This is a genomic window from Pseudomonas aestiva, from assembly GCF_039908605.1.
Classification (GTDB): Bacteria; Pseudomonadota; Gammaproteobacteria; order Pseudomonadales; family Pseudomonadaceae; genus Chryseomonas; species Chryseomonas aestiva.
Genome location: NZ_CP150916.1, coordinates 4,029,850 through 4,048,688 on the forward strand (window position 1 = coordinate 4,029,850; position 18,839 = coordinate 4,048,688).

Sequence of the window (18,839 nt, forward strand, 5' to 3'; positions counted from 1 at the left end):
CGTTCGAACAAGAAACCGGCCTAGGCCGGTTTTTTATTGCCTGAGATTCAAGAGCCCAACGCCCCCCCCCCCCCCCCGCAGAGGCGCCAGGCTCGACGATCGTCAGACCAGGACCAGGTTGTCCCTGTGGATCAGTTCGGGCTCGTAGACGTAGCCCAGCTCGACGACGATGGCATCCGAGGGCCGCCCCAGGATGCGCCGCGCCTCGGTCGCACTGTAGTTGACCAGACCACGCGCCACCTCGCGCCCATCCGGGCCAACGCAGGCGACCATCTCGCCACGCCGGAAGCTGCCTTCCAGCTCCCGTACACCCACCGGCAACAGACTGCGATGACCGCCTACCAGGGCCTGCACCGCACCGGCATCCAGGCGCAGGGTGCCACGCACCTGCAGATGCCCGGCCAGCCACTGCTTGCGCGCCGCCACCAGGCCGCGCTCGGGTGACAGCAGGGTCCCCAGCTGCTCGCCCTGCTGCAGGCGACTGAGCACCTGCTGGATACGCCCACCGACGATGACGGTATAGGCACCGGAACGTGCCGCCAGACGAGCAGCACGCAGCTTGGTCTGCATGCCGCCACGCCCCAGGGCACCGCCGGTACCGCCAGCGACCAGATCCAGCGCCGGATCGTCGGCACGCGCCTCGCTGATAAGACTGGCGTCAGGGTTGTTGCGCGGATCGGCGTCGAACATGCCATCGCGATCGGTGAGGATGACCAGCAGATCGGCCTCGACCAGGTTGGCCACCAGAGCCGCCAAGGTGTCGTTGTCGCCAAAACGAATCTCGTCGGTCACGACGGTATCGTTTTCGTTGATCACCGGTACCACGCCCAGGCTCACCAGCGTCCGCAAGGTACTGCGGGCGTTGAGATAGCGCTTGCGATCGGACAGGTCGTCATGGGTCAGCAGGATCTGCGCGGTCTGCACCTGGTGCTCGGCAAAGCTGGATTCCCAGGCTTGCACCAACCCCATCTGCCCCACCGCCGCGGCCGCCTGCAACTCGTTGATGGCGGTCGGGCGCTGCGCCCAGCCGAGCCGGCTCATGCCAGCCGCCACCGCACCCGAGGACACCAGCACCAGCTCGATGCCCGCCTGGTGCAGGGCCACCATCTGCTCGACCCAACCAGCCATGGCCCCACCGTCCAGACAACGACCGTCGTCGGTCAGCAGGGCACTGCCGATCTTCACCACCCAGCGCTGGGCGCCAGACACCTGATCACGCATGGGCAAGCTCCTTTCTTACCGTACGTAGAAGATTTCCGGACCGTCGCCGTCGTCTTCGTCATCGAAGTCGTCATCGGCATCGTCCACCGCCTTGACCCCGGAACGACGCAGGGCACGCTGGTCATCCAGCGCCTGCAGCCGTGCCCGCGCCTCGTCCTCGATGCGCTGATCGAGTTCTTCCAGCGCTTCGGCATAGGCCGGATCCTCGGCGAGGCGCAGGGTGCGTTCGTCGAGATACTGCATGATCGCCTGACAGAGCTGCTCGGTCCCTTCGCGCTCCAGGGCGGAGATGACAAAGACCGGACCCTGCCAGTCCAGGTGCTCGACCACCGCCTTGAGGCGCTCTTCGCGCTCGTCGTCGAGCAATTGGTCGGCCTTGTTCAGCACCAGCCAGCGGTCACGTTCGCCGAGCGCCGGGCTGAACTTGGTGAGCTCGTTGATGATGGTCTCGGCAGCCTCGGCCGGATCGCTCTCATCCAGCGGTGCCATGTCGACAAGGTGCAGCAGCAGGCGGGTTCGCGCCAGGTGCTTGAGGAAACGGATCCCCAGACCGGCGCCTTCGGAGGCACCCTCGATCAGCCCCGGAATGTCGGCGACCACGAAGCTCTTGAAGCGCCCCACGCTGACCACACCCAGATTCGGCACCAGGGTGGTGAAGGGATAGTCCGCCACCTTGGGCTTGGCAGCCGACACCGCACGGATGAAGGTGCTCTTGCCGGCATTGGGCAGGCCGAGCAGGCCGATGTCCGCCAGCACCTTGAGCTCCAGCTTGAGATCACGCTCTTCGCCGGGCTTGCCGGGCGTGGTCTGCCGCGGCGCACGGTTGGTGCTGGATTTGAAACGGGTATTGCCGAGGCCGTGCCAGCCGCCCTGGACCACCCGGATGCGCTGACCGGGCTGGGTCAGGTCGCCGATGATCTCCTGGGTCGCCGCATCGATCACCGTGGTGCCCACGGGTACCGGCAGCACCAGGTCTTCACCCTTGGCGCCGGTGCACTCGGTGCTCCCGCCCTTTTCACCGTTCTGCGCGGTGAAACGTCGGGTGTAACGGTAATCGACCAGGGTGTTCAGGTTGATGTCGGCTTCAAGCCAGATCGACCCGCCATCGCCGCCGTCACCGCCATTGGGGCCACCCTTCTCGATGAATTTCTCCCGGCGGAAACTCATCATGCCGTTGCCGCCGTCACCCGCTTTTACGTGTATGGATACTTCATCGACGAATTTCATCTGGACCTCCCGCGCTCGCGGGCCGCTGCAAACAAGGAAATAGCTTAACTACAAGGGAAATAGCTTAACTACAAACGAAAAAGCCCCGTCGGGTAGACAGGGCTTTTCTTTCGTCACGGGCCTTAGGCGGCGGCGACGATGCTCACGTAACGACGGCCAAAGGCGCCCTTCACGTCGAACTTGATCACGCCGTCCACTTTCGCGAACAGGGTGTGATCCTTACCGAGGCCCACGCCGTAACCGGCATGGTACTGGGTGCCGCGCTGACGCACGATGATGTTGCCGGCCTTGACGACCTGGCCGCCATACAGCTTCACGCCAAGGCGTTTGCTTTCGGAATCGCGACCGTTACGAGTAGAACCACCCGCTTTTTTGTGTGCCATGAGTCAATTCTCCGTTAGAGGCGAGATCAGGCCTGGATGCCAGTGATCTTGATTTCGGTGAACCACTGACGGTGGCCCTGACGCTTCATGTGATGCTTACGACGACGGAATTTGATGATGGTGACCTTGTCGTGACGGCCCTGGGCGGTCACTTCGGCGGTCACTTTGGCACCATCAACGACCGGCAGACCGATCTTGACGTCGTCACCGTTGCCAACCAGCAGAACCTGGTCGAAGGTGACGGTTTCACCGGTGGCGATGTCGAGCTTCTCGACCTTCAGGTATTCGCCTTCGGCGACCTTGTATTGCTTGCCACCGGTAACGATAACTGCGTAGGACATGGTAAATCTCCGTTAAACCTGCTCACCCGGTGCTTTATAGGAGGTATCGTCGACCGGCATGGCTGCACGGGACCGGAAGGACCGCCGCGCAATTGCGTAAGACAGGGGGTTAACCCTAGGAATGTTCAGGGCCCGCGATTCTACGCAAGCCCGGGCCAGGAGGCAAGAGCCGTCCGCCCGCGCCTTGACAGCCCCCCACCCCACCCCTAGCATGCCGCGCAACCTCGTTCAGCGGCCATGCCGGGCCGGTGCCCAGCCGAATCGGCAGGAGCGGCGAGCCGCGGGAGCGCGATGGCAATCCCTGGGCATGGCACTCGTGCCGGTCCCTAGGGCATAGTCTGGCGGTCATGCGCCATCCGGCCGCCTGAATATTGCCCGGACCTCCAGTGGACACCTCTCAATGACGCAGCAATCCCAGTCCTTCTATCGCGTGGTGACGGACGATTTCGCCGCCGTAGACGGCATCATCCGCCAGCAGCTGACCTCGCGCGTGCCGCTGGTCGAGAAGATTGGCGACTACATCGTCTCCGCGGGCGGCAAACGCCTGCGTCCGCTGCTGGTCCTGCTGGCCGGCAAGGCGCTCGGGCGCGCCGACCACGATCTGCAGCTGCTGGCGGCGACCATCGAATTCCTGCACACCTCCACCCTGCTGCACGACGATGTCGTCGATGCCTCGGGGATGCGCCGCGGCCGCTCCACCGCCAACGCCCTCTGGGGCAATGCCCCCAGCGTGCTGGTCGGCGACTTCCTCTATGCCCGCTCCTTCGAGATGATGGTGGCGCTGGGCTCCATGGAGGTGATGCGCATCATCTCCCAGGCCACTCGCGTCATCGCCGAGGGCGAGGTGCTGCAGCTGTCGAAGATCCGCGACGCCAGCACCACCGAAGAGATCTACATGGAGGTCATTCGCGGCAAGACCGCCATGCTCTTCGAGGCCTCCACCCACAGTGCGGCGATCCTGGCCGACGCCAGCGCCGAACAGGCGGACGCCCTGCGCCGCTATGGCGATCATCTGGGCGTGGCCTTCCAGCTGGTCGATGACCTGCTCGACTACCAGGGCGACGCCGTGGCCCTGGGCAAGAACGTCGGTGACGACCTGGCCGAAGGCAAACCGACCCTGCCGCTGATCGTGACCATGCGCGAAGGCACTGCCGAACAGGCCGCGCTGGTACGCCAGGCGATCCGCCAGGGCGGCAGCCAGGATCTGGAAGGCGTGCGCGCCGCCGTCGAAGCCGCCGGCGCCCTCGACTATACCGCGCGCAAGGCGCAGGAATTCGCCGAGCGAGCCATCGCCTGCCTGGATGCCCTGCCCGCCAGCGAATATCGCGACGCACTCGCCGACCTGGGTCGCTTCTCGGTGGCCCGTACCCACTGAGGCCTGCCGTCGACTGACCAAGCCCGCCGTCGCCAGACTGCGGGCTTTTTCATGTCCTACTAAAAAAGTCAGGTAATCGGCTTGCTATTTAGCGAATAAGAATTATTCTCATAAATAGCACAGCAGGAGCTCTTGCCATGACTTATCTGATCGACGCCTGGCTGGACCGGCCGCACCCCTATCTGCGCATCCTCAACCGGGAAACCGGCAAGGTCTGCGCGGAACTGGACGAGACGGCCCTGGAGGAACTCAAGGATCTGGGCGAGCTGGACCTGCACAGCCTCACCTCCAGCGAACCGCGGGTGGTGAAGGAGCAGATCCGCCAGGTCTTCCTGTTCAGCTACGCCCTGGCACTGCGCCCGGACAACGAGGCGCTGCGGCTGGACTGCTGAGGGCCGAAGAGTGGCCAACAGAACGTAGCGAGCGGTTGTTAGGCGGGTGCGCGCGGAGCGCAGAAACCGTAATGTACAAGTGGTACATGAGGATTTCGAGCACGGCACGCACCCGCCTGGCGGACTCGCAGTAGTTTTGTTGGTCGCTCTTAAAGGACGTCGAGCAGCTCCACGTCGAACACCAGCACGCTGTGCGGCGGGATGCCGCCGACGCCCTGGGCGCCATAGGCCAGTTCACTGGGCACATGCAGACGCCACTTGCTGTTGGCTGGCATCAGTTGCAGGGCTTCGGTCCAGCCGGCGATCACGCCGCCCACCGGAAACTCGGCCGGCTGACCACGCTGGTAGGAGCTGTCGAACACGCTGCCGTCGATGAGGGTGCCGTGGTAGTGGGTACGCACTTGGTCTTCGCGAGTCGGCGTAGCGCCTTCACCCTGGGTGAGCACCTCGTATTGCAGACCGGACGGCAGCACCACGACGCCAGGGCGCTCGGCATTGGCCTTCAGGTAGTCGACGCCTTCCTGGGCGGCCGCGGCGGCCTTGATCTGGGCTTCTGCCTGCATGCGCTCGCGGATGACCCGGAAGCTGGCGTTCAGCGACTCGACGCCCACCCGGGACTCCTGGCCGTCGAAGGCCTCGTTGAGACCGGCGAGCACGGCTGCCAGCTGCATGCCGGGGACCGGATTCTGACGCAGCTGATCGCCCAATTGGCGGCCGATGCCATAGCTGACGCGGGCTTCGTCGGTGTCGAGCAGGATGTCGTTCATAGCAGCCTTTCCATCGTCAAAAAGGAGCCGAGCCTAGCACATCAGCGACTCGACTCGCCGCCGCCCAGGCTGCCACGCTGCCGGCGACAGCGCTCGGAGCAGTAGCGCACCTCGTCCCAGTCGCGCTCCCACTTCTTGCGCCAGGTGAAGGGCCGCTGGCAGACCGGACAGAGCTTGGTGGGCAGATCGGCCTTCTTCATAGGGACTCTCCTGCGTCGAGGCGCGCCAGCAGTGCCTCACCCCGTTGCCAGAGCGCCTGCTGCCGCTCGGGCGTCTGACGATCGAGATTGCGATAGAGATTGAGCATGCGCGGATAGTGGGCGAAGCGCCCGCGATGGCGGATCAGGAAATGCCAGTAGAGGGCATTGAAGGGGCAGGCCCGCTCGCCCAGGGCTTCGCCGACCTGATAGTGGCAGCCCTTGCAATAGTCGGACTGGCGACGGATGTACTGGCCGCTGGCGCAATAGGGCTTGCTCGCCAGATAGCCACCGTCCGCGTGCATTACCATGGCCTGGGTGTTGGGCAGCTCGACCCACTCGAAGGCATCCAGATAGACCGCCAGGTACCACTCGCCGATGGCCTGGGGCGCGATGCCGGCCAGCAGGGCGAAGTTGCCGGTGACCATCAGCCGCTGGATATGGTGGGCGTAACCCAGCGCCAGGGTCTGGCCGATGGCTTCGCGCATGCAGGCCATGCGGGTCGTCCCGGTCCAATAGAACTCCGGTAGCGGCCGGCTATTGCCCAGCACATTGAGCTCCCGGTAGTCGGGCATGCGCAGCCAGTAGACGCCATGGACGTACTCCCGCCAACCGATCAGTTGACGCAGAAAACCCTCGGCGCTGTTGAGCGGCACCCTGCCCTCGCGATAGGCGGCGTCCACGTCGGCGCAGAGCTGACGCAGGTCCAGCAGCCCGATATTGAGTGCCGCGCTGATCCGCGCGTGATGCAGATAGGGCTCGCCATGGGCCATGGCGTCCTGGTAGCGGCCGAAGTCGTGCAGACCCGACGCCAGGAAGTGCTGCCAGAGGCGCTCGGCATCGGGACGGGTCACCGGATAGTCGAAGCCCTCCAGCCGGCCATAGTGGTGGGCGAAGCGCTGCCCGACCAGGTCGAGCACCTCCCGGGTACAGGCATCGGGCGGACAGCTGAAGGGCTCGGGGACAGAATGGTCCCTGGGCAGGGCCTTGCGATTGTCCTTGTCCAGATTCCAGACCCCGCCACAGGGTTCATCCTCCCCTTCCATCAACCAACCGTGTCGTCTGCGCATGCCGCGGTAGAAGGCCTCCATGCGCAACTCGGTGCGCGCCCCGGCCCAGCGGGCGAAGGCGCCGCGGCTGCAGAGGAATCGGTCGTCGCCGTGCCACTGCACAGGCACCGCCAGAGCGAGACTCCGCAAGGCCTGTTCCAGACGCCATTCGCCGGCCTCGGTCAGGTGAACCTCGCGCGCACCCGTCCTCTTCGCCCAAAAAGCGATCTCGGCCGGCAGCGAGCCCTGGTTGTCCGGGTCATCCAGGGTGCGGTAATGGACCTGGAAGCCATGCGTGCGCATCTCGCTGGCGAAGTGGCGCATGGCGCTGAAGATCAGGGCGATCTTGCGCGGATGGTGCGGGACGTAGCTGGTTTCTTCCGGGACCTCGGCGAGCAGCAGCACGTCTTGCACGGGATCGGCATTACGCAGGGAGGCCAGCCGGGGCGACAACTGATCGCCAAGGATCGGCAGCAGGCGCCGGACGGCGCCGTTGCTCAAGAGGCGTTCCGGTAGTTCAGCGGGATCTTCAGGGGTTCCGAGGAGCGTGGCGCCATGCCGACCATCTCGTCATAGGCGCTGTGCTGGATGAGAAAGCACGGCAGCGGCGGCAGGTCGGCCAGCAGACGGCGGGCCTGGGCAGCGGAGCCCAGGCGGTAGAAGTGGCCATCCCGCCCGGTCAGCCGCGTGCGACCGTCCTGGGTGAGCACCTCGAGTACATAGAAGCCGCCCTCGATGGACAGCAGATTGAGTTCACGGACCTCGCCGGCCTGGGCGCGCTGGGTCAATTCCGGCAATTGCATGGAAACCTCCGGGTCGAGATCGACGCTAGGAAGGGCGTCGATCGGCAGCTGTAAGCATTCGACAACCTAGGACAAGCAAGCGCAGCGGCGCAATCCACAAAGCGTAAACGAAAGCTGCCGACGGCGGACGAGTGGCCGCCCGGCCCGTCAGTGCTTGGTCAGCCGATCCAGATAGCCCATGGCGAAGGCCGAGACCACGAACACCAAATGGATGATCACGTACCACTTGAGGTACTCGGGATTAGTGTTCTGGGCATCCATGAAGATGCGCAGCAGGTGGATCGAGGAGATGGCGACGATGGAGGCAGCCACCTTGTTCTTCAGCGAGCCCGAATCCATCTTGCCCAGCCAGCTGAGCTTTTCCGAGCCTTCGTCGATGTCCAGCTGGGACACGAAATTCTCGTAGCCGGAGATCATCACCATGACCAGCAGGCCACCTACCAGCGCCATGTCGATGAGCGACAGGACCAGCAGGATGAGTTCAGCTTCGGTGGACTGGAAGATGTGTGGCAGGACGTGGAAGACTTCCTGAAAGAACTTGAGCGCCAGCAGGACCAGCGCCAGGGACAACCCCAGATAGATGGGGGCCAGCAACCAGCGGGAGGCGTAAAGGGCTTTTTCGATCAGACGTTCCATGCAGACTCGCTCGGATTACCAGGGCCGGGCGAGTATACCGGGGCGGTGCGGGCGGACCAATGCGGCAGGTTGTACCTGACTCAGGCGTCGGGGCCGACCTGGAAACGCACCTGCTGGTGGGCGCGCTCGCCGTTCATCTTGCGCAGTTCGCTCTGCATGTGCAGGCGCCAGATCTGGGTCTCTTCGACCTGGATATAGCCCTGTTCAACCAGGTTTTCGGCGATGGCAGTCATGACGCCTTCGGCTGCCTTGGGACCGTGGAAAGGCCCCTGGGCCTTGATCGCGGTGGGCTGCTGGCCATTCAAGCCGGCGGCGCACAACAGGGTCCAGAGGCCCTGCTCCTGACCGAGCGGCTTGATTTCGCATTCGATACGGGTGACGAGGCCCAGGCAGGGACGGATCAGGGTAATGGTGCGGGACATGGCGTCATCCTCTCGAAGCGCTCAATGCTCGCCGGTCCTAGGCCAGAGGTATCCACAAAGGCTGTGGACAACCCTGTTGGTCAACAGGGGGCAAGCGGGTCTGGGCGCCGTGCTACTTGGGCTGCGACGCCTTGTACAAAATCCGACCTGCCCCCTGGAGCTCAGTTCTCCGCCGCTTGGTTGTTTTTCCCTTTTGCCTTGGAGTTATCACTGAGTTTGTCGGCCAGTTCATCTTCCAGCTCGAGCTCGGCGATTTCCTTGAGACGCTGTACCACGCGCGCATTGACGCTGCCATCCGGGAAGCGACCCTTGGCATCCGGTGCCCCGGCGGGCTCGCCCACCAGCAGCGACAGAGCCTCGTCCGCCTGGCGCACGGCATAGACATGGAATAGCCCCTCGCTCACCGCTGCCAGCACGGTCTCGTCGAGCATCAGGTTGGTGACGTTGGCGCGCGGGATGATCACGCCCTGCTCGCCGGTCAGACCGCGGGCCTGACAGAGGCGGAAGAAGCCCTCGATCTTCTCGTTCACGCCGCCGACCGGCTGCACCTCGCCAAACTGGTTGATCGAGCCGGTGATGGCGAAGCACTGCTTGAGCGGCGTGCGCGACAGCGCGGAGATCAGGGTGCAGGCCTCGCCAAGGGAGGCGCTGTCACCATCGACATAGCCATAGGACTGCTCCAGGGCGATGCTGGCCGAGATCGACAGCGGGAATTCCTGGGCATAGCGACTGCCCAGGTAGCCGGTCAGGATCATCACGCCCTTGGAGTGGATGGGTTGTCCGAGGCTGACCTCGCGCTCGATGTCGAGGATGCCACTGGCGCCCGGGTAGACCGTGGCGGAGATGCGCGCCGGCATGCCGAAGGCGGAATCGGCCACCTCCAGCACGGTGAGGCCGTTGCACTTGCCCACCGCGGCGCCCTGGGTGTCGATGAGGATGAGTCCGGTCAGCATGTCGTCCAGCACCCGGGCGCAGACGCGACCGGTGCGGGTTTCCTTGGCCTTGAGCGCACGCTCGACATGACCCTTGTCGGTACGCTCGTCGCCGGCCAGGTGGCGGATGAAGTCGGCTTCGCTGACCAGCTGGAACAGATCGCCGATACGCGCCGACAACCGGCCCTGGTGCTCGGCCAGCCGCGCGCTGTAGGTGGCCAGCCGCGCTACGGCCGCCGAGGTCAGGGGCGCCATGCCCTCTTCCGAGGTGCGCGTCTTGAGCAACTGGGCGAACTGCTCGAGGCTCTCATCGCGCAGTGGCAGCTCCTCGTCGAAGTCCACCAGCACCCGGAACATCTCCTGGAAGTCCGAATCCAGCTCCTGCAGGGTGTAGTAGATGTTGCGCGAGCCGATGATGATGACCTTGAGCTGCAGCGGGATCTGCTGCGGCGCCAGGCTCATGGCGGTGAGCCGACCCAGCTCGGCCAGCGGCGATTCCATCTTCAGCTGACGCGAATGCAGGGCGCGCTTGAGGGCATCCCAGACGAAGGGCTCGGTCAGCAGCTTGTCCGCCTCGACGATGAGGAAGCCGCCATTGGCGCGGTGCAGCGCGCCGGGGCGCAGCTGGCGATAGTTGGTGTAGAGCGCGCCCTGATCGGACTGGTACTCGATACGGCCGAAGAGGTTGTCGTAGGTCGGGTGGGACTCGAATACCACCGGGGCACCACCGGTGACGTGGTGGCCGATGATCAGATTGGGCTCGTACTGCTCGCGCAGCTCCTTGCGCCGCTGCATGTCGGGCTTGGCGTCGTCGGCCAGTTGCTCGACCACCGTCTTGAGCAGGTCTACCTGCATGGCCTGCAGGTAGGCGCAGACCCCGGGGTTGTCGTTGTACTTTTCCGACAGCGGCGCCAGCAGTGGCTGCAGGGCCTGGATGATGGTGTCTTCGTTCAGGGCGCGCAGCTGGTTGCTCGACTCGCGCCGCCACTGCGGCAGGCTGGCCAGCTCTTCGTTGAGACGCTCTTCCAGGCTGGAGATGTCGGCGTGGAACCGCTCCCGCTCGGCCTCGGGCAACTGGGCGAAGTCGGCTTCATCCAGCGCCTTGCCTTCCTTCATCGGGGTGAAGGCGACATTGTTGGCGTCGCGGTAGAGGGCGATTTCCTTTTCCAGGGCGAGCTTTTCCACCACGTCCAGCGCCTGGTCATAGCGCTGGTTGAAGGCGCGCTCGATGGCGCTCTTCTTCTGCTGGAAGGCCGGATGCTCGAATACCGCCGGAAAGGTGGCCAGCAGGTTGTCGATGAAATGGGCCATGTCGGCCACGAAGGCCTCGCCCTCGCCGGGAGGCAGCTCCAGCACGCTTGGCGCCCGGGGCTCTTCGAAGTGATTCAGGTACACCCAGTCGTTGGGCGTCGGCTGGCGCTTGGCTTCGGCCTTGAGATAGCGCTGGACGAAGGAGAAACGACCGGTGCCCGGCTCGCCCATGACAAAGACGTTATAGCCGGGCCGCGGCATGGCCACGCCGAACTGCAGGGCTTCCACCGCGCGCTCCTGACCCAGGATGCCGCGAAAGGGCTCGAGCTGATCGGTATCGGCGAAGGAAAACTGTTCGGGGGCGAAGGGGCGGGTCAGCTCATCAGGGGCGAGCCGGAGACCGGCTGCGACGGGATCGTGCATCGTAAATCCTTGTCAGGCATGCAAGCAGTGCCCGCATTCTGCGACCGGGATGACAGCCGAAGCAAGGCAAGCGGCGCTCCGCCGCGTATTTAAGCGCAGCGGTTCGAGGGGCTTGCCATGACGTCCGTCGGTATTTTTCAACCCAGGCGTTTTTTGACGAAATTCTCACCAGGCGCCAACTAAGCTTTCTCCATAGGGATCAGACGTAGTATCCCGTGAGGAGGCTCCCATGGCTGTCTCTCGTCGTCTCGCCTCGCTGTTCATCCTGCTGGCCAGTCTCGCGGCCTGCACCAGTTACCACGACCAGTTGATCGCCAAGGGCTATCCCCCGGCCTATGCCGATGGCTTCAGCGACGGGTGCCAGACCGGCAAACAGGCGGTCAATGGCATCGGTTACGAGCACAAGGACGCCCGTCGCTTCGCCGCGGAAAAGCCCTACCAGCAGGGGTGGGACGCGGGCTACGCGCAATGCGTGCAGGTGGCCCAGCGCGAAGAGCAGCAGCGCTTCATCGAGCAGGTCCGGGAAAATCGCGAAAGCGCCGAATCGCTGCTGCAGCGCTCGAGAACACGTTGAGGTCGCAGCCAACCTTGCGACCCTGACCGGATGACCTATGCTGGCGGGCCCGCTAGTCGAGCCCTGCCGATGTCTGCCCGCTCTCCGCTGTTTGCCGTCGCCCTGCTGCTGGTCGCCATGACCTCGATCCAGACCAGCGCCAGCCTGGCCAAGACCCTGTTCCTGCGTCTCGATCCGGTGGGCGTCACCACCCTGCGGCTGATCTTCGCGGCTCTCGTCCTGCTGATCGTGCTGCGCCCCTGGCGCAACTTCCGCCACGCGGCGCTGGGCAGCCTGCTGGGCTATGGCGTCGCCATGGGCGTGATGAACCTGACCATCTACCTGGCCATGCAGCGGCTGCCGATCGGCATCGCCGTCGGCCTGGAATTCGTCGGTCCGCTGGTAGTGGCGCTGTGCGCCCTGCGCCGCTGGCTGGACCTGCTGTGGATCGTGCTGGTGGTGGCCGGCCTGGCCGTGCTCCTGCCCTTCGGCCACAACGCCTCCGCACTGGATCCGCTGGGCACCACCCTGGCCCTGGGGGCTGGCGCCTGCTGGGCGATCTACATCGTCCTGGGCAAGCGCGCCGGCGCGGTTCACGGTACCGGCACGGTGGCTTTCGGCGCGACCATCGCCGCCCTGGTCGTGCTGCCCATCGGCATCGTCCACAGCGGCAGCAATCTCTTGCAACCGGAAATCTGGCCGCTGGCGCTGGCCCTGGCGCTGATGTCCACGGCCATTCCCTATGCCCTGGAAATGGTCGTCCTGACCCGCCTGCCGGCCGCCACCTTCGGCACCCTGATGAGTCTGGAACCGGCGCTGGGCGCCCTTTCCGGCTGGGTATTCCTCGGCGAGATCCTGGGCGTCGCCCAGTGGTTCGCCCTCGCCTGCATCATCGCCGCGTCCATCGGCGCCACCTGGAGCAGCCGCCTGACCCCGGAGCAAACGCCACTCTAGACACTCTATAGCGAGGCGAATCCTCACGCGGAGCGACGACGATGATCTATCTGATAATGGGCGTTTCGGGCAGTGGCAAGACCACCCTGGGCGAACTCCTGGCCAGCCGGCTGGACTGCCGTTTCGACGATGCCGACACCTTTCACAGCCAGGCCAACAAGGACAAGATGGCCAAGGGCATCGCCCTCACCGACGAGGATCGCTGGCCCTGGCTGGATGCCATCCACGACGCCATGCAGCAGGCGAAGGCCGAAGGCACCACGCGGGTGTTCGCCTGCTCGGCGCTGAAGAAGGTCTATCGCGATCGCCTGCTGAACGGCCTGGAAGGCGTCCGGCTGCTGTTCCTCAAGGGCTCACCCGAGCTGCTGGCCGAGCGCATTGGCAGTCGCCGCGGGCATTTCTTCGATCCCAAGCTCTTGCAGAGCCAGCTCGACACCCTGGAGGCGCCGGATCACCTGGAAGCCCAGGTGCTGGACGTACGCAAGGCGCCCGAGCAGTTGGTGGACGAGGTGCTTGAGCACGGCCACGGCAACTGAGCGCGGCGGCCGCCGGCTCAGACCGCGACCGGCGCCTTGATGTGCGGATGGGCCTGGTAGCCTGCCAGTTCGAAATCCTCGAAGCGGAAGGCGAACAGGTCCGTGACCGCCTGATTGAGCTTCATGGTCGGCAGCGGCAGCGGTTCGCGGGTCAGCTGCAGATCGGTCTGCTCCAGGTGATTGGCATAGAGATGGCAATCACCGCCGGTCCAGATGAATTCACCCGGTTGCAGTCCGGTGACCTGGGCCACCATCAGGGTCAGTAGCGCGTAGCTGGCGATGTTGAAGGGCACGCCGAGGAAGATGTCCGCGGAACGCTGATACAGCTGGCAGCTCAGCCGGCCATCGGCGACATAGAACTGGAACAGCGCATGGCACGGCGGCAACGCCATCTCGTCCACCAGCGCCGGATTCCAGGCCGAGACGATCAGCCGCCGCGAGTCGGGCTTGGCGCGGATCATGTCCACCACCCCGGCGATCTGGTCGATATGGCGACCGTCCGGTGCCGGCCAGCTACGCCACTGGTAGCCATAGACCGGGCCCAGTTCGCCGTTCTCGTCGGCCCACTCGTCCCAGATGGACACGCCGTTGTCCTTGAGGTAACGGATGTTGGTCTCGCCCTGCAGGAACCACAGCAGCTCGTGGATGATGGATCGCAGATGGCACTTCTTGGTGGTGACCAGGGGAAAGCCCTCGGCCAGATCGAATCTCATCTGGTAGCCGAAGACGCTGTAGGTCCCGGTGCCGGTGCGGTCGCTCTTGAAGGTGCCGTGTTCGCGCACGTGGCGCATCAGGTCGAGGTACTGTTTCATGGCGGGAGCGCTACCTGGCAAAAGGCAAATGGTATCAAATCGCGCCTCGCGAGAGCGGTCGCGCTTGTCGCAGCCCTGACCATCGGACACAAAAAAAGCGGCCCTGAGGCTAATGCCAGTCAGTTAAGAGCTTCACCTTGACGCCTGACTGTCGTCGCACAGAATCCGGTGCTTGATTCCTCAAGCACCGGATTTTTTATGCGTATTGCTCAAGCCTTGGAAATGACTCGCGAGCTCTCTTCGGCCACACAGACACTGGAGGCCCTGGGCGAACTGCTCGATCCTGAGCTGGTCAAGACCGCCCTGGAAACGGCCGGAGTCGCTACCCTACGCAAACGCAGGCTGCCGCTGGAATCCATGCTCTGGTGCGTCATCGGCCTGGCCCTGTTTCGTCGCCTGTCGGCCTGGGATGTGGTCAACCAACTGGACATCATGCTGCCCGGTCAGAAGCCATTGGTAGCGCCCAGCGCGGTGGTGCAAGGCCGTCAGCGATTGGGAAGCGACGCTGTACGGGAGGTGTTTCAACTGACCCAACAGCGCTGGCATGAGACGGCCGAACATCCAGGCTGGCAGGGGCTGCGCTTGCTCGGTGTGGACGGCGTGGTCTGGCGCGCTCCGGACACGCTCGAAAATCGCGAGCGCTACGGCTCGGCGATCAATCAGTACGGTGATGGAGGATTTCCCCAGATCCGCATGGTGTGCCAGATGGAACTGACCAGCCATTTGCTGGTAAGCAGCGCCTTCGACGCTTATGCCAGCAATGAAATGAAGCTGGCCGAGCAATTGATCGAGGGCACCCCCGACCATTCGCTGACGTTGTTCGACAAGGGCTTTTACTCTTTAGGTCTGCTACATCGCTGGCAGCGAACCGGTAACGAACGGCACTGGCTATTGCCACTGCGCAAAGACGCCCAATACGAGGTGATACGCTCACTGGGCAAGCAGGATGCGATTGTCAGCCTTCGAACTTCGCCGCAGGCCCGCCGACAATGGCCCGGCTTGCCGGACACCTTGCAGGCGCGACTGCTGAGCAAGACCGTCAAGGGCAAGCGGCGCCAGATCCTTACTTCCATGACGGACCCTGGGCGTTTCGTCTCCGATGAGATCGTCGATCTCTACAGCCACCGCTGGGAAATCGAGCTCGGCTATCGTGAGATCAAGCAGGGTCTACTCGATGGCCGTTACACGCTACGCAGCAAAACGCCCGACATGGTGGCGCAGGAGCTATGGGGGCTACTGCTGGGATACAACCTGCTGCGTTATCAGATGGTACAGATGAGTCGCCAGTGCCCGGGAGTTCATCCCTGCGAGATGAGCTTCTCCGCCTGCAGCTGGGCCATCCTGAAATTCCTGCTGAGCCTTTCGCTGAATAGCCCTGGCAACATCCCACGTGATATGGCCGAACTGCACGCCTTGGCACCGCACTTCGTTCTACCGCATAGGCGCGATTACCGGGCCTATCCGAGAGTCATCAAGGCCAAGCCCTCGAAGTATCCGACCAGAAAAAAAATGCCAGTCAGCTTAACTGACCGGCATTAGCCCTGAGGCCGCCTTTTCCATCAATCCTCAGCTGTTGGCCGGCGGCGCCATGAGGGTCGCCGTTTCGCGTTCGCGCCGGGTGATCTCCGAGGCCGTGGCGTCCATGGCTTCCTGCAGGCCCTGCAGGCGCTTCTTCTCGGCGCGGCGGGTGAAGTACCAGGCGAAGAAGGTGAACAACGAGACCGCCAGGAGGATCAGACTGGCGATGGCATTGATCTCCGGCTTCACGCCCAGGCGCACTGCGGAAAACACCTCCATGGGCAGGGTGGTCGAGCCGGGGCCCGAGACGAAGCTCGCCAGCACCAGGTCGTCCAGCGACAGGGCGAAGGACATCATGCCGCCCGCCGCCAGCGAGGGCGCGATCATGGGAATGGTGATCAGCAGGAACACCTTCCACGGCCGGGCGCCCAGGTCCATGGCCGCCTCCTCGATGGACAGGTCCAGTTCGCGCAGGCGCGAGGAGACCACCACCGCCACATAGGAGGAGCAGAAGCTGGTGTGGGCGATCCAGATGGTGGTCACGCCGCGGTCCTGCGGCCAGCCGATCAGTTGCGCCATGGAGACGAACAGCAGCAGCAGCGACAGACCGGTGATCACCTCGGGCATCACCAGCGGCGCCGTGACCATGCCGCCGAAGACGGTACGGCCGCGGAAGCGCGGGATGCGGGTCAGCACGAAGGCCGCCAGGGTGCCGAGGATCACCGAAGAGATGGCCGTGTAGAAGGCGATCTCCAGCGAGCGGAACACCGCGCTCATCAGCTGGGTATTGTCCAGCAGGCCGACGTACCACTTCACCGACCAGCCGCCCCAGACGGTCACCAGCCGCGACTCGTTGAAGGAGTAGATGACCAGGATGACCATCGGCAGGTAGATGAACAGCAGCCCGAGCACCAGCATCAGGTTGGTGAACTTGAGGCCTTTCATAGCTTGCCCTCCAGTTCCTTGGCTTGGTTTCTGTTGAACAGCACGATGGGCACGATGAGGATCACCAGCATCACCACCGCCAGGGCCGAGGCCACCGGCCAGTCACGGTTGTTGAAGAATTCCTGCCAAAGCACGCGGCCGATCATCAGGGTCTCCGGGCCACCCAGCAGCTCGGGAATGACGAACTCGCCCACCGCCGGAATGAACACCAGCATGCAGCCGGCGATGATGCCGTTCTTGGACAGCGGCACGGTGATCCTCCAGAAGCTGGTGAAGCGACTGGCACCCAGGTCGCCAGCGGCTTCCAGCAGGGTCAGGTCATGCTTCACCAGATTGGCGAACAGCGGCAGGATCATGAACGGCAGATAGGAATAGACGATCCCGAGGTACACCGCGAAATTGGTGTTGAGCATCTGCAGCGGACTGCTGATGATCCCCAGATTCATCAGGAAGCTGTTGATCAGGCCATTGGTGGACAGCAGCCCCATCCAGGCATAGACGCGGATGAGGATGGCGGTCCAGGTCGGCATCATGATCAGCAGCAGCAGCACCGTCTGCTTCTCGCGACTGGCCCGGGCGATGGCGTAGGCCATGGGATAGCCGATCAGTAGACAGATCAGGGTGCTGATGCCGGCCATCTTCAGCGAGCCGAGGTAGGCGTCCAGATACAGCGGATCGTCGGCGAACATCAGGTAGTTGCCGAAGTTGAGCGCGATATCCAGTTGCTGATCGGCGTAGGTGAACAGCTCGGTATAGGGCGGAATGGCCACGTCCGCGACCGAGAAGCTGATCTTGAGCACGATCAGGAACGGCAGCAGGAAGAACAGGAACAGCCACACGAAGGGCACGCCGATGGTCAGGCGGCGGCCATCGAGCAGGCGCTTGAGCAAGGGAGGTCTGGTCATGCTTGCAGTACCACGCCGCTGTCGTCTTCCCAGTACACCACCACGGCGTCATCCCAGGTGGGTCGCTTGCCGAGGCGCTCGGCGTTGGCGATGAAGCACTGGACGATGGGGCCGGTGCCCAGCTTGACGTGATAGACCGAGTGCCCGCCCAGGTAGGCGATGTCGTGCACGGTGCCGCTGCACCAGTTGTAGTCGGGATGCTCGTGATCCGCCGGCAGGCTGGTGCCCATCAGCAGTTTCTCGGGGCGAAGGGCGAAGGTGACCTGCTTTTCCTGGGCGCGGGTGCTGATGCCGTGACCGATGTAGATCGGTCGCTCCAGTTGCGGACTGTGAATGATGGCGTGGTCGGCACCGTCGTCGGTCAGCTCGCCGTCGAAGACGTTGACGCTGCCGATGAACTCGCAGACCAGCCGGCTCGCCGGGGTCTCGTAGATGTCCATGGGGCTGCCCACCTGGGCAATCCAGCCCAGGTGCATGATGGCGATGCGCTCGGCCATGGTCATGGCCTCTTCCTGGTCGTGGGTCACCATCACGCAGGTCACGCCCACGCGCTCGATGATCTCTACCAGTTCCAGCTGCATCTGCGAACGCAGTTTCTTGTCCAGGGCGCCCATGGGTTCGTCGAGCAGCAGCAGCTTGGGCCGCTTGGCCAGGGAGCGTGCCAGGGCCACCCGCTGGCGCTGGCCACCGGAGAGCTGGTGCGGCTTGCGCTTGGCGTACTGGGTCATGTGCACCAGCTTGAGCATCTCGGCCACGCGGGCGTCGATCTCGGCCTTGGGCAGCTTGTCCTGCTTGAGACCGAAGGCGATGTTCTGCTCCACGCTCATGTGCGGGAACAGCGCATAGGACTGGAACATCATGTTGATCGGCCGCTCGTAGGGCGGCATGTCGGTGATGTCCACGCCATCGAGGAAGATGCGCCCCTCGCTGGGTCGCTCGAAACCGGCCAGCATGCGCAGCAGGGTCGACTTGCCCGAACCCGAGCCGCCGAGCAGGGCGAAGATCTCGCCCTTGTTGATGGTCAGGGAGACGTCGTCGACAGCGACGGTTTCGTCGAACTTCTTGGTGACCCGGTCGATCTTGACCAGGACTTCCTTGGCTTTCTTGTCGCCGGTGGCGGCTTTCTTGAAGGCACTGGTGGCAGTCGCCATGTACATCTCCCCAGGAAAATCGGGGACCGGTCGGACCGGTCCGCTT

General features: G+C 64.0%; 21 protein-coding genes and 1 other RNA gene. 6 read left to right on the top strand and 16 right to left on the bottom strand.

Translation table 11 applies throughout. The annotated features are described in order from the left end of the window. Positions 1-102 precede the first annotated feature (102 nt). From proB to rplU, 4 genes are all read right to left on the bottom strand, one after another. A complete protein-coding gene (gene proB, locus AABM56_RS18695; RefSeq protein ID WP_017640856.1) occupies positions 103-1,221 on the bottom strand; it encodes a glutamate 5-kinase in 1,119 nt (372 codons plus the stop codon). Positions 1,222-1,236: 15 nt separating this feature from the next. After that, positions 1,237-2,448, bottom strand: a complete 1,212-nt coding sequence (gene cgtA, locus AABM56_RS18700) for an Obg family GTPase CgtA (protein ID WP_133861314.1) — start codon at positions 2,446-2,448, stop codon at positions 1,237-1,239. Positions 2,449-2,570: 122 nt separating this feature from the next. Beyond that, positions 2,571-2,831 carry a 50S ribosomal protein L27 gene (gene rpmA, locus AABM56_RS18705; RefSeq protein ID WP_007160792.1) on the bottom strand — a complete coding sequence of 87 codons (261 nt, stop codon included), beginning with the start codon at positions 2,829-2,831 and terminating at the stop codon, positions 2,571-2,573. A gap of 26 nt (positions 2,832-2,857) precedes the next feature. Beyond that, positions 2,858-3,172, bottom strand: coding sequence for a 50S ribosomal protein L21 (gene rplU / locus AABM56_RS18710; protein ID WP_007160791.1), 315 nt, complete (start codon positions 3,170-3,172; stop codon positions 2,858-2,860). A gap of 400 nt (positions 3,173-3,572) precedes the next feature. On the opposite strand from rplU, the gene AABM56_RS18715 reads away from it, so the two are divergent. Both AABM56_RS18715 and AABM56_RS18720 read left to right on the top strand, forming a co-directional pair. Beyond that, positions 3,573-4,547 carry a polyprenyl synthetase family protein gene (locus AABM56_RS18715; RefSeq protein WP_133861316.1) on the top strand — a complete coding sequence of 325 codons (975 nt, stop codon included), beginning with the start codon at positions 3,573-3,575 and terminating at the stop codon, positions 4,545-4,547. Between the two features lie 137 nt (positions 4,548-4,684). Next, positions 4,685-4,939 (top strand): hypothetical protein, encoded by a 255-nt coding sequence (locus AABM56_RS18720; protein ID WP_007160789.1) that lies wholly within the window; start codon positions 4,685-4,687, stop codon positions 4,937-4,939. Between the two features lie 12 nt (positions 4,940-4,951). On the opposite strand, the gene AABM56_RS18725 is transcribed toward AABM56_RS18720, so the two are convergent. The 8 genes from AABM56_RS18725 to AABM56_RS18760 form a co-directional block, all read right to left on the bottom strand. Then, a non-coding RNA gene (locus AABM56_RS18725) (sX9 sRNA) lies at positions 4,952-5,027 on the bottom strand. Between the two features lie 61 nt (positions 5,028-5,088). Continuing rightward, positions 5,089-5,706 (bottom strand): FKBP-type peptidyl-prolyl cis-trans isomerase, encoded by a 618-nt coding sequence (locus AABM56_RS18730; RefSeq protein ID WP_133861317.1) that lies wholly within the window; start codon positions 5,704-5,706, stop codon positions 5,089-5,091. A 41-nt stretch (positions 5,707-5,747) separates the two neighbouring features. Further along, on the bottom strand, positions 5,748-5,906 hold the full coding sequence (locus AABM56_RS18735) for a DUF2256 domain-containing protein (RefSeq protein ID WP_133861318.1): 159 nt from the start codon (positions 5,904-5,906) through the stop codon (positions 5,748-5,750). After that, complete coding sequence (locus tag AABM56_RS18740) at positions 5,903-7,453, bottom strand: cryptochrome/photolyase family protein (RefSeq protein WP_133861319.1); 1,551 nt, start codon at positions 7,451-7,453, stop codon at positions 5,903-5,905. Before AABM56_RS18740 ends, AABM56_RS18735 begins: the two co-directional genes overlap by 4 nt. After that, positions 7,450-7,755 (bottom strand): DUF6482 family protein, encoded by a 306-nt coding sequence (locus AABM56_RS18745; protein ID WP_133861320.1) that lies wholly within the window; start codon positions 7,753-7,755, stop codon positions 7,450-7,452. The genes AABM56_RS18740 and AABM56_RS18745 overlap by 4 nt, the downstream gene beginning before the upstream one ends. Positions 7,756-7,902: 147 nt before the next feature. Continuing rightward, a complete protein-coding gene (locus tag AABM56_RS18750) occupies positions 7,903-8,391 on the bottom strand; it encodes a TIGR00645 family protein (protein WP_133861321.1) in 489 nt (162 codons plus the stop codon). 80 nt (positions 8,392-8,471) lie between these two features. Further along, positions 8,472-8,813, bottom strand: coding sequence for a hypothetical protein (locus AABM56_RS18755; protein ID WP_007160783.1), 342 nt, complete (start codon positions 8,811-8,813; stop codon positions 8,472-8,474). 161 nt (positions 8,814-8,974) lie between these two features. After that, on the bottom strand, positions 8,975-11,419 hold the full coding sequence (locus AABM56_RS18760; protein ID WP_133861322.1) for a Lon protease family protein: 2,445 nt from the start codon (positions 11,417-11,419) through the stop codon (positions 8,975-8,977). A gap of 229 nt (positions 11,420-11,648) precedes the next feature. On the opposite strand from AABM56_RS18760, the gene AABM56_RS18765 reads away from it, so the two are divergent. The 3 genes from AABM56_RS18765 (at position 11,649) to AABM56_RS18775 (ending at position 13,462) form a co-directional block, all read left to right on the top strand. Continuing rightward, a complete protein-coding gene (locus AABM56_RS18765; protein WP_133861323.1) occupies positions 11,649-11,993 on the top strand; it encodes a hypothetical protein in 345 nt (114 codons plus the stop codon). Between the two features lie 69 nt (positions 11,994-12,062). Then, on the top strand, positions 12,063-12,926 hold the full coding sequence (locus tag AABM56_RS18770; RefSeq protein WP_133861324.1) for an EamA family transporter: 864 nt from the start codon (positions 12,063-12,065) through the stop codon (positions 12,924-12,926). 41 nt (positions 12,927-12,967) lie between these two features. After that, positions 12,968-13,462 carry a gluconokinase gene (locus AABM56_RS18775; protein WP_133861325.1) on the top strand — a complete coding sequence of 165 codons (495 nt, stop codon included), beginning with the start codon at positions 12,968-12,970 and terminating at the stop codon, positions 13,460-13,462. Positions 13,463-13,479: 17 nt separating this feature from the next. Here AABM56_RS18775 and AABM56_RS18780 read toward each other — a convergent pair whose 3' ends face one another. Further along, positions 13,480-14,274, bottom strand: a complete 795-nt coding sequence (locus AABM56_RS18780) for a thymidylate synthase (protein WP_133861326.1) — start codon at positions 14,272-14,274, stop codon at positions 13,480-13,482. Positions 14,275-14,472: 198 nt separating this feature from the next. Between AABM56_RS18780 and AABM56_RS18785 the strand changes: the two genes are divergently transcribed. After that, positions 14,473-15,813, top strand: coding sequence for an IS4 family transposase (locus AABM56_RS18785; protein WP_263259874.1), 1,341 nt, complete (start codon positions 14,473-14,475; stop codon positions 15,811-15,813). A gap of 27 nt (positions 15,814-15,840) precedes the next feature. On the opposite strand, the gene AABM56_RS18790 is transcribed toward AABM56_RS18785, so the two are convergent. From AABM56_RS18790 to potA, 3 genes are read right to left on the bottom strand one after another with little or no spacing between them, the layout of a single operon-like run. After that, positions 15,841-16,737, bottom strand: coding sequence for an ABC transporter permease subunit (locus AABM56_RS18790; RefSeq protein WP_133861327.1), 897 nt, complete (start codon positions 16,735-16,737; stop codon positions 15,841-15,843). Further along, a complete protein-coding gene (locus AABM56_RS18795) occupies positions 16,734-17,642 on the bottom strand; it encodes an ABC transporter permease subunit (protein WP_133861328.1) in 909 nt (302 codons plus the stop codon). Before AABM56_RS18795 ends, AABM56_RS18790 begins: the two co-directional genes overlap by 4 nt. Continuing rightward, positions 17,639-18,793: a polyamine ABC transporter ATP-binding protein gene (potA, locus tag AABM56_RS18800; RefSeq protein WP_133861329.1), complete on the bottom strand. Its 1,155-nt coding sequence runs from the start codon at positions 18,791-18,793 to the stop codon at positions 17,639-17,641. Before potA ends, AABM56_RS18795 begins: the two co-directional genes overlap by 4 nt. Positions 18,794-18,839: the final 46 nt, after the last annotated feature.

Bases quoted from the DNA above. Each gene is read 5' to 3' on its own strand.
- proB (WP_017640856.1), bottom strand. From the start codon at position 1,221: ATGCGTGATCAGGTGTCTGGCGCCCAGCGCTGGGTGGTGAAGATCGGC.
- cgtA (WP_133861314.1), bottom strand. From the start codon at position 2,448: ATGAAATTCGTCGATGAAGTATCCATACACGTAAAAGCGGGTGACGGC.
- rpmA (WP_007160792.1), bottom strand. From the start codon at position 2,831: ATGGCACACAAAAAAGCGGGTGGTTCTACTCGTAACGGTCGCGATTCC.
- rplU (WP_007160791.1), bottom strand. From the start codon at position 3,172: ATGTCCTACGCAGTTATCGTTACCGGTGGCAAGCAATACAAGGTCGCC.
- AABM56_RS18715 (WP_133861316.1), top strand. From the start codon at position 3,573: ATGACGCAGCAATCCCAGTCCTTCTATCGCGTGGTGACGGACGATTTC.
- AABM56_RS18720 (WP_007160789.1), top strand. From the start codon at position 4,685: ATGACTTATCTGATCGACGCCTGGCTGGACCGGCCGCACCCCTATCTG.
- AABM56_RS18730 (WP_133861317.1), bottom strand. From the start codon at position 5,706: ATGAACGACATCCTGCTCGACACCGACGAAGCCCGCGTCAGCTATGGC.
- AABM56_RS18735 (WP_133861318.1), bottom strand. From the start codon at position 5,906: ATGAAGAAGGCCGATCTGCCCACCAAGCTCTGTCCGGTCTGCCAGCGG.
- AABM56_RS18745 (WP_133861320.1), bottom strand. From the start codon at position 7,755: ATGCAATTGCCGGAATTGACCCAGCGCGCCCAGGCCGGCGAGGTCCGT.
- AABM56_RS18750 (WP_133861321.1), bottom strand. From the start codon at position 8,391: ATGGAACGTCTGATCGAAAAAGCCCTTTACGCCTCCCGCTGGTTGCTG.
- AABM56_RS18755 (WP_007160783.1), bottom strand. From the start codon at position 8,813: ATGTCCCGCACCATTACCCTGATCCGTCCCTGCCTGGGCCTCGTCACC.
- AABM56_RS18760 (WP_133861322.1), bottom strand. From the start codon at position 11,419: ATGCACGATCCCGTCGCAGCCGGTCTCCGGCTCGCCCCTGATGAGCTG.
- AABM56_RS18765 (WP_133861323.1), top strand. From the start codon at position 11,649: ATGGCTGTCTCTCGTCGTCTCGCCTCGCTGTTCATCCTGCTGGCCAGT.
- AABM56_RS18770 (WP_133861324.1), top strand. From the start codon at position 12,063: ATGTCTGCCCGCTCTCCGCTGTTTGCCGTCGCCCTGCTGCTGGTCGCC.
- AABM56_RS18775 (WP_133861325.1), top strand. From the start codon at position 12,968: ATGATCTATCTGATAATGGGCGTTTCGGGCAGTGGCAAGACCACCCTG.
- AABM56_RS18780 (WP_133861326.1), bottom strand. From the start codon at position 14,274: ATGAAACAGTACCTCGACCTGATGCGCCACGTGCGCGAACACGGCACC.
- AABM56_RS18785 (WP_263259874.1), top strand. From the start codon at position 14,473: ATGCGTATTGCTCAAGCCTTGGAAATGACTCGCGAGCTCTCTTCGGCC.
- AABM56_RS18790 (WP_133861327.1), bottom strand. From the start codon at position 16,737: ATGAAAGGCCTCAAGTTCACCAACCTGATGCTGGTGCTCGGGCTGCTG.
- AABM56_RS18795 (WP_133861328.1), bottom strand. From the start codon at position 17,642: ATGACCAGACCTCCCTTGCTCAAGCGCCTGCTCGATGGCCGCCGCCTG.
- potA (WP_133861329.1), bottom strand. From the start codon at position 18,793: ATGGCGACTGCCACCAGTGCCTTCAAGAAAGCCGCCACCGGCGACAAG.